The following is a 6,532-nucleotide window of genomic DNA, read 5'->3' as shown; positions in this document are numbered from 1 at the left end:
CCTGGGTGACGTTGACAACCGACTTGATGCCGACCAGCTTGGCGAGGTACGGGCCAGCGGCGCGGCGATCGCCGCCGCCAGCGCGGCCTCCGGGTGCTCGGCGGCCGCGCTCTGCTGGACCAGCGCCCGCACGTGCCCGGCCAGGACCGCCACGGCGTCGAGGCGCTCCGGGCCGCGCAGCGGCGTGCCGGCGAGCGCGCCGAGGGCCGCCTCCATCCAGCCGAGCTCGACCGGCCCGACCGGGCGCGGGCCGACCGTCGCCTCCAGGGCCCAGGGGTGCTCGAGGTACCGCGCCATCAGCACCCGCGCCCATGTCGTCAGCGCCTCCCGCCACCCACCGGGCGCCAGCGGCGGCGGCGCGCCGATCGCCTGCTCCACCATGAGCGCGACCAGCTCGGCCTTGCCGGGGACGTAGCGGTACAGGGACATCTTCGTCATGCCCAGGTCGGCGGCGACCCGGTGCATGGCGACCGCGGCCAGCCCCTCCGCGTCGGCGATCGCGATCCCCGCCGCGACGACGCGGTCGAGGGTGAGCGTCGGCTTCGGGCCCCGCGTCGCGGGTCGCGGGCCGTCCCAGAGCACGTCGTGGTCCACGGCACTCCTCTTGGCGAATAACTGCGTCCATGGTACACAATAAAAACCGAGTCCATCGGACACAGTTTCTCGACAGGGGGAGCCCACCATGCAGACCGTGCTCATCTCCGGGGCCAGCATCGCCGGGCCGGCGACCGCGCTGTGGCTGGCCCGTCACGGGTTCCGGCCGACCGTCGTGGAGGTCGCGCCGGCCCTGCGCAGCGGGGGCAACGCCGTCGACTTCCGCGGGCCCACGCACCTCGGCCTGCTGGAGCGGATGGGCGTGCTGGACGAGCTCCGCGCGGTCCAGACCGGGGGGACCGCGATGCGGTTCGTCGACGCCGCCGGGCGCCGCCTCATGGAGCTGCCGGCCGACTTCGCCGGCGGGGAGATCGAGGTGCCGCGCTTCGACCTGTCCCGGGTGCTGTACGAGCGCAGTCGCGCCCACACGGAGTACATCTTCGGTGACCGGATCGTCGCGATGCGCGAGGGTCCGCAGGGCGTCGACGTCACCTTCGCCGGCGGCGACCGGCGCACCTTCGACCTCGTGATCGGCGCCGACGGGGTGCACTCGGCCGTGCGGCGGTTCACGTTCGGGCCGGAGGAGCGGTTCGTGCGGCACCTCGGCCACTACGTCGCCACCTGGGAGGTGCCGAACCACCTCGGGCTGGGGCGCGACTCCCTCGTCTACAACGTCCCCGGCCTGATGGCGAGCGTCGGGGGCGACCATCGCGACCCGTCCCGCGCCACCGCTTTCGTGATGTTCGCGTCGCCGCAACTCCGGTACGAGCGCCACGACCGCGAGGCGCAGCGCCGGATCCTGCTGGAGCGCTTCGCCGGCCTCGGCTGGGAGGTGCCACGGTTGCTCGACGGCCTGCGCGCCGCCGACGACTTCTACTTCGACGCGATCTGCCGGGTGGACGTCTCGCCCTGGTCCCGCGGCCGGGTCGCGCTCGTCGGCGACGCCGCGGCCGGGGCGACGATCGGCGGCATGGGCACCGGCACGGCGATCGTCGCCGCGTACGTGCTGGCCGGCGAGCTGGCGACCGCGCCGGACCACGCGACCGCCTTCGCGCAGTACGAGCAGCGGCTGGCCACGTTCGCCCGCCGCGCCCAGTCGGGCGGCGACACCACCGGCCGGTTCCTCGCGCCGCGCACCGCGTGGGCGGCCCGGTTGCGCAACACCGTGCTGAACAGCCGGGCCGGGCTCGGGCTGCTCATGCGGATGGCCGACGACCGCGCCACCCGCATCGAGCTGCCCGACTACGGCGTGTCTCAGGCCACGCCGTAGCCCATCCGCGGTGCGACGGCCTCCTCGAATCCCACGGTTTCCCACCCTGACGAATCACACGGCTGTACTTCTGGATCAAGCCTTTGCGCAGGTAAACGGCCGGTTTAGGGTCGCGTGGGTGAAGGTCATCGGCGCGATGCAGACCCCGGACGGCGCCTGGCGCGTGGAAGTGGTCCGCCACGCGAGCGGCTCCCGCTGGTACCGCGTCGTGCACGGCGACAGCACCATCGACTACCTCACCATCACCCGCGTGACGGAGCTGCTGACCCAGGCCGGCATCGACCTGAGCGACCTGTCCGACCCGGCCGCCTGACCCACCCGGGCCCGCTGCCCGCCTCCGCCATGATCACGAAGGGTTCTCGTGCCTGTGGGTACGAAAACCCTTCGCGATCATGAAGGCCCACCGGCCCACCTGAAGCTGACTGCCGAACAAGGCGCCCGTGGCGAGGTGCGGGACGTGGTACGCGCGCTGCGGGGGGACCGTGGGGGCGCGGCGAGTGCGTGGTGGGGCGAGTGTGGCAGCGGGTCTCGGCGGTCGTGGGGCGATGGGTGGGAGCGCGGCGTGGCGGTCCTGGCGTGGTCCGTCGACGGTGGTGTGGTGAGCGGGCGCGGTGGGAGCGCGGCGTGGCGGTCCTCGCGTGGTCCGTCGACCGTGGTGCGGTGGGCGCGGCGAGTGCGTGGCGGCGTGGTGCGCTCCGCCGGCCGTGGCGCGGCGAACAGGCGTGGTGCGGCGAACGGGCGGGCCGGCGCGTGGCGAGCGCCGGGCGGGCGTGGCGCCAGCGGCTGATCGCGGTGTGGTGGCGCCGCACGTGAGCGCGGTGAGTGGGTGCGGCGGCGAGGTGTGGTGGGTTTGGGGGCGGCGAGTGGCCAGCCCGAAGCGGCGCAGAGAGCACAAGCGGGCGTGGCGTGGGCGTGGCGTGGGCGGCGTGGCGTGGGCGGCGTGGCGTGGGCGGCGCGGTGCGGCGTGGTGCGGCGAACAGGCGTGAGTCGAGCGGGCGCGCCGCCGGGGCCGTCGGCGCGGCGGAAGCCCGCAGGCCGAGTGCGTCAGCTTGCGGAACGGAACGCGGGCCGCTGCCGCGCGGGCCGCTGCCGCGCGCGCCGTGCAGGCCGCGGCACCGAGGGATCCACTGTGGACATCGCGGTCGGGTGGCTCAGGTGGGCCAGGTCTCCTCCAGGTGGTGGCGGATCAGGGCCGCGTGGGACAGCGGTGTCGACAGGTCGGTCACGTCGCCGTTCGTCGTGTAGTCGAGCAGGACCAGCGGGCCGCGGGTGGCCAGTTCGCGCAGCTCGGTCAGCTCGGGGCCGGTGTGGTGGGTGAGGACCCAGTGGTACGACGGGAGGTAGATGCGGCGGCGGGCCGTTTCGTAGTCGAGCAGGGTGTCGCCGTGCAGGCCCGCCCGGTGGCCGTGGACCGGGCCGAAGCGGCGGGTCGTGCGTTTGAGGCCGCTCATCGTGGTCAGTGTGAGCTTGGCCGGGTCGACGTCAGCGGTGTCGAAGACCTTCAGGGCCTGCCAGATGCCCTCCACCGACTGTGCCTCGGTGCCCGGGGTGAAGGGGACCGGGATGCCGCCGTGCGGGTAGAACGGGCTCAGCCTCACCCACGGCTGCGGCGCCTTCGACGTCACGTCCACGATCGTGGCGCCCGGGAATGCCGCCGCCACGGCCGGCGCGCTGCGGCGCCGGCTCACCACCTCGATCCCCATGCCCCGCATCATGCCCCCCAGGTACGACACTTTTCCGTTAGCAAACCGGCGCCACTGGGTACCGCGAACACCGAACCGGCCAGGGGAGGGGCAACGTGCCAGCCAATGCGATGCGTCTGCAGTTCTCGCTCGACCTGCCGCGCGACGCGGCCATGGTGGGGGTGACCCGCCGCACGCTCGACGGCGCCCTCGCCGGTGCCGGTGTCACCCGGGACTGCCGCGACGACATTCAGCTGGCCCTCACCGAGGCCTGCGGGAACGTGGTGTCGCACGCCTCGCTCGCCAGCCAGTACCACATCGACGTCACCGTCGACGAAGACGAATGCGTCATCGAGGTCACCGACGACGGCGGCGGATTCAACCCGGGGAGCGTCCGCCCAGCGGCGGACGCGGGGGAGCTCAGTGAGAGCGGCCGCGGGCTGCAGGTCGTCGCGGCGCTGGTGGAGCGCCTGGATGTGGTGTCGGTCGAGGAGACGGGCACGCTCGTGCGCTTCAGCAAGCACCTGACGTGGGACACCGCCGACGGGCGGTAATCGGCCGTTCGGCCGTATGATTCGACCGGAAGTACCAATTCGGCATCGAGAAGGGCAGTGGCGGGATGCAGGTCACCTCTGCGGTTGACGGGTCGCGCGCCGTCGTCAGGGCGAGCGGCGAGCTCGATGTCGCCACCGCACCGGAGCTGCGCGCCTACCTGCACGAGCTGGTCGACGCGGGCGCCTCGGCGGTCGTCGTCGACCTCACCGACGTGGGGTTCCTCGACTCGACCACGCTCGGCGTGCTGATCAGCGTGCACAAGCGGCTCGTCGAGTCGGGCGGCGTCGTCGAGCTCGTGGTGCCGCACGCGCGCCTGCTGCGCATCTTCCAGATCACCGGCCTCGACCGCGTGTTCACGATCCACGCGTCACCGGCCGACGCCACCGTGTAGTCGCACCGGCCCGCCACAATCGGGCGATGCGAAGATCATGGCGGCTCGCGGTCGCCCTTCCGGCGCTGCTCGCGCTGCTCGGCTGCCTCGGCCCGTGCGCCGACCTGATCGACGAGTCGGTCGAGGACGTGCCGGTCGAGGACAACCTCTGCTGCGTGAACGCGGGCGTGGACCGGCTGGCCCGGATCACCGGGGTCGAGCCGGTCACCGTGGCCGACGGCGTGCTGACCGGCGAGACGCGCGGCATCCGGGTCGAGGCCACGGCCGTCACCCGTGCGCTGCACATCGACAAGTGGGACTTCGACTCGGACACCGACGGGATGGTGCCGCTCGACGACGCCCACGAGTACGTCGCGGTGCTCGTCAGCCGCGTCCCGGACCAGGCCTTCGCCACCCACCCGTGGCGCGACCAGCACGGCATCGCCGTCTACGCCACGCCGGCGGAGGCCTGGCCGGAGCCGCGCTGGGCGGGCACGCCCCGCATGGTCGACCCGCACAACGGCAAGGACGTGCGGTCGAAGATCATCGTGATGCGGGTGCCGGCCGGCGCCACCGTCGTCTACACCCTCGACCTGCACCGCCGCCTGCCCGACCGCCCCGCGATCGACCTGCGCACCGGCGCCCGCGGCGCCTATCCGGCCAGACCCGCCTAACGAGGGCAGGGCCCGCTGCCGACCACGGTGTTCGTCGTGGCATCGAGGATGATGTACCTCCCGTGCTCGACGATGTTCAACCGCCCGCCGGGGATGGGCACCCCGGTGCAGTAGCTCGGCAGCGGGATGGCGTGCGCCGCGGTCACGAGGGCGGGCGCCGACGACGGCAGCGCGGCCGCGAGCGAGAGCGCCAGCACGGCGACGACCCGCCCCGCACGCCGCGGCGATGGCGGCGACACGGCGGGGGCGGCGGGCGCGTCGAGGTCGATGACGTGGGGCATCACCCTCGATGGTAGCCGCGCGGGACGCCCAGCCTCCGGACGCTGCTGTCCAGGACCGGGACGTAGCCGAGCCGCGCGTACAGCCGGTTGCTCACCGGGTTGGCCAGGTCGGTGTAGAGCACGCACCGCTGCGCCCCGGCGTCCAGGGCGCGGGCCGACGCGCCGGCCACGCAGGCCGCCGCGTAGCCGTGGCCGCGGTGGGCCGGCGGCGTGTAGACGGCGCTGAGCCGGACCACGCCGCCGACCGGCCGGGTCCGCCACAGGAACGACACCGGCTCCCCGCCGACCCGCCAGAACCAGCACAGCCCGCCGGCCGCGAGCCGCGCGCCGGCCTGCGCCGCCGCCTCGTCGCCGTCCGTGCCGGCCTCCGCGCTGAACGCCCGCACCCACGCCACGACCACCGGAAGGTCGGCGGGGGTGGCCTCGACCAGGCTCCCGGGCACACCGACCGGCGGCCGGAGGGCGTCGAGCACGTGCAGCCGGCTGCGCCAACCGGTCACCTCGGCCGCCCCGTAGCCGTCGACGAACGCGTCGAGCTCGTCGTCTGCGCCGTTGACCGCGTCGAGCCCGGCGAGCGCCCCCGAGGCGACGTGGCCCCCGAGGAACCGCGCGACCGCGGGATCCGGCACGCTGACGAACATCGCCCGCGGCGGCGTCCAGATCGCCGTCCCGGCAGCGGCGGCAGTGGCGCCGTCGTGTACGACCCGCAGGTATACCGTGCCGGCGCGCTCGATCCCGCCGCGCAGGGCCCCGTCGACGAGCGCCGCCGGCACCGTGTTGCGGACCGGGTCGCGCACCAGCCAGTCCATCGCCGCCGCCGCGAACGCCCGCACGTCCGGATCCCGCACGCACCTGAAGCCGGAGGCCATGCGGCCATCGTCGCAGACGATCAGACCCCGGCGACCTCGCGGGCGGTGACCGGGACGTGCACGACGGCGCCGGCCCGCCGGGTCCGCCGCTGGTAGGAGGCGGTGACGACGGCGAGCGACCACCCGTACACCGCGACCGCGAACGACGTCCACGAGTCCGGCGACGCCGCCACCGCGAGCGTGCCGCCGACGAGCGCCGCGAGCGCGACCGGCCAGGCGACGGCCAGCATGCGCCGC

The 6,532-nt window shown here is 74.2% G+C and carries 11 protein-coding genes; 6 read left to right on the top strand and 5 right to left on the bottom strand.

All coding sequences use genetic code 11. The annotated features are described in order from the left end of the window. A partial coding sequence (locus tag ABZS66_RS59805) for a TetR/AcrR family transcriptional regulator C-terminal domain-containing protein (RefSeq protein ID WP_354773626.1) occupies positions 1-594 on the bottom strand: 594 nt, incomplete at its 3' end. 88 nt (positions 595-682) lie between these two features. On the opposite strand from ABZS66_RS59805, the gene ABZS66_RS59800 reads away from it, so the two are divergent. The 3 genes from ABZS66_RS59800 to ABZS66_RS59790 all read left to right on the top strand — a co-directional run bounded on the left by ABZS66_RS59800 (position 683) and on the right by ABZS66_RS59790 (position 2,677). Continuing rightward, positions 683-1,864 carry an FAD-dependent monooxygenase gene (locus ABZS66_RS59800; protein ID WP_354773624.1) on the top strand — a complete coding sequence of 394 codons (1,182 nt, stop codon included), beginning with the start codon at positions 683-685 and terminating at the stop codon, positions 1,862-1,864. Positions 1,865-1,982: 118 nt separating this feature from the next. Beyond that, positions 1,983-2,177, top strand: coding sequence for a hypothetical protein (locus tag ABZS66_RS59795; protein WP_354773622.1), 195 nt, complete (start codon positions 1,983-1,985; stop codon positions 2,175-2,177). Positions 2,178-2,488: 311 nt separating this feature from the next. Then, entirely contained in the window at positions 2,489-2,677 is a 189-nt protein-coding gene (locus ABZS66_RS59790) for a hypothetical protein (RefSeq protein ID WP_354773620.1), read from the top strand. A 338-nt stretch (positions 2,678-3,015) separates the two neighbouring features. Here the strand turns inward: ABZS66_RS59790 and ABZS66_RS59785 are convergent, their stop codons facing one another. After that, positions 3,016-3,567 carry a hypothetical protein gene (locus ABZS66_RS59785; protein WP_354773618.1) on the bottom strand — a complete coding sequence of 184 codons (552 nt, stop codon included), beginning with the start codon at positions 3,565-3,567 and terminating at the stop codon, positions 3,016-3,018. A 95-nt stretch (positions 3,568-3,662) separates the two neighbouring features. On the opposite strand from ABZS66_RS59785, the gene ABZS66_RS59780 reads away from it, so the two are divergent. The 3 genes from ABZS66_RS59780 (at position 3,663) to ABZS66_RS59770 (ending at position 5,145) form a co-directional block, all read left to right on the top strand. Further along, the gene (locus tag ABZS66_RS59780; RefSeq protein WP_354773616.1) at positions 3,663-4,100 is read left to right on the top strand and encodes an ATP-binding protein; all 438 of its coding nucleotides are present in this window, start codon (positions 3,663-3,665) and stop codon (positions 4,098-4,100) included. A 65-nt stretch (positions 4,101-4,165) separates the two neighbouring features. Further along, positions 4,166-4,492 carry an STAS domain-containing protein gene (locus tag ABZS66_RS59775; RefSeq protein ID WP_354773614.1) on the top strand — a complete coding sequence of 109 codons (327 nt, stop codon included), beginning with the start codon at positions 4,166-4,168 and terminating at the stop codon, positions 4,490-4,492. Positions 4,493-4,518: 26 nt separating this feature from the next. After that, positions 4,519-5,145 (top strand): hypothetical protein, encoded by a 627-nt coding sequence (locus ABZS66_RS59770; protein WP_354773612.1) that lies wholly within the window; start codon positions 4,519-4,521, stop codon positions 5,143-5,145. Here ABZS66_RS59770 and ABZS66_RS59765 read toward each other — a convergent pair. The 3 genes from ABZS66_RS59765 to ABZS66_RS59755 all read right to left on the bottom strand — a co-directional run. Further along, a complete protein-coding gene (locus ABZS66_RS59765) occupies positions 5,142-5,426 on the bottom strand; it encodes a hypothetical protein (protein ID WP_354773610.1) in 285 nt (94 codons plus the stop codon). The two genes, ABZS66_RS59770 and ABZS66_RS59765, sit on opposite strands and share 4 nt — an antisense overlap. Further along, complete coding sequence (locus tag ABZS66_RS59760) at positions 5,426-6,295, bottom strand: GNAT family N-acetyltransferase (RefSeq protein WP_354773608.1); 870 nt, start codon at positions 6,293-6,295, stop codon at positions 5,426-5,428. Before ABZS66_RS59760 ends, ABZS66_RS59765 begins: the two co-directional genes overlap by 1 nt. Positions 6,296-6,315: 20 nt before the next feature. After that, positions 6,316-6,532: hypothetical protein (locus tag ABZS66_RS59755; RefSeq protein WP_354773606.1), on the bottom strand; the 217-nt coding region annotated here is incomplete at its 5' end.

Origin of the sequence: Dactylosporangium sp. NPDC005572 (assembly GCF_040605515.1) — a bacterium.
GTDB lineage: Bacteria > Actinomycetota > Actinomycetes > Mycobacteriales > Micromonosporaceae > Dactylosporangium.
The sequence above is the reverse complement of the archived record's forward strand: the minus strand, read 5'-3'. Positions and strand labels throughout refer to the sequence as shown.

What these genes read in the sequence shown, in the direction of transcription:
- ABZS66_RS59800 (WP_354773624.1), top strand. Translation starts at nt 683, where the DNA reads ATGCAGACCGTGCTCATCTCCGGGGCCAGCATCGCCGGGCCGGCGACC.
- ABZS66_RS59765 (WP_354773610.1), bottom strand. Translation starts at nt 5,426, where the DNA reads ATGCCCCACGTCATCGACCTCGACGCGCCCGCCGCCCCCGCCGTGTCG.
- ABZS66_RS59775 (WP_354773614.1), top strand. Translation starts at nt 4,166, where the DNA reads ATGCAGGTCACCTCTGCGGTTGACGGGTCGCGCGCCGTCGTCAGGGCG.
- ABZS66_RS59770 (WP_354773612.1), top strand. Translation starts at nt 4,519, where the DNA reads ATGCGAAGATCATGGCGGCTCGCGGTCGCCCTTCCGGCGCTGCTCGCG.
- ABZS66_RS59785 (WP_354773618.1), bottom strand. Translation starts at nt 3,567, where the DNA reads ATGGGGATCGAGGTGGTGAGCCGGCGCCGCAGCGCGCCGGCCGTGGCG.
- ABZS66_RS59760 (WP_354773608.1), bottom strand. Translation starts at nt 6,295, where the DNA reads ATGGCCTCCGGCTTCAGGTGCGTGCGGGATCCGGACGTGCGGGCGTTC.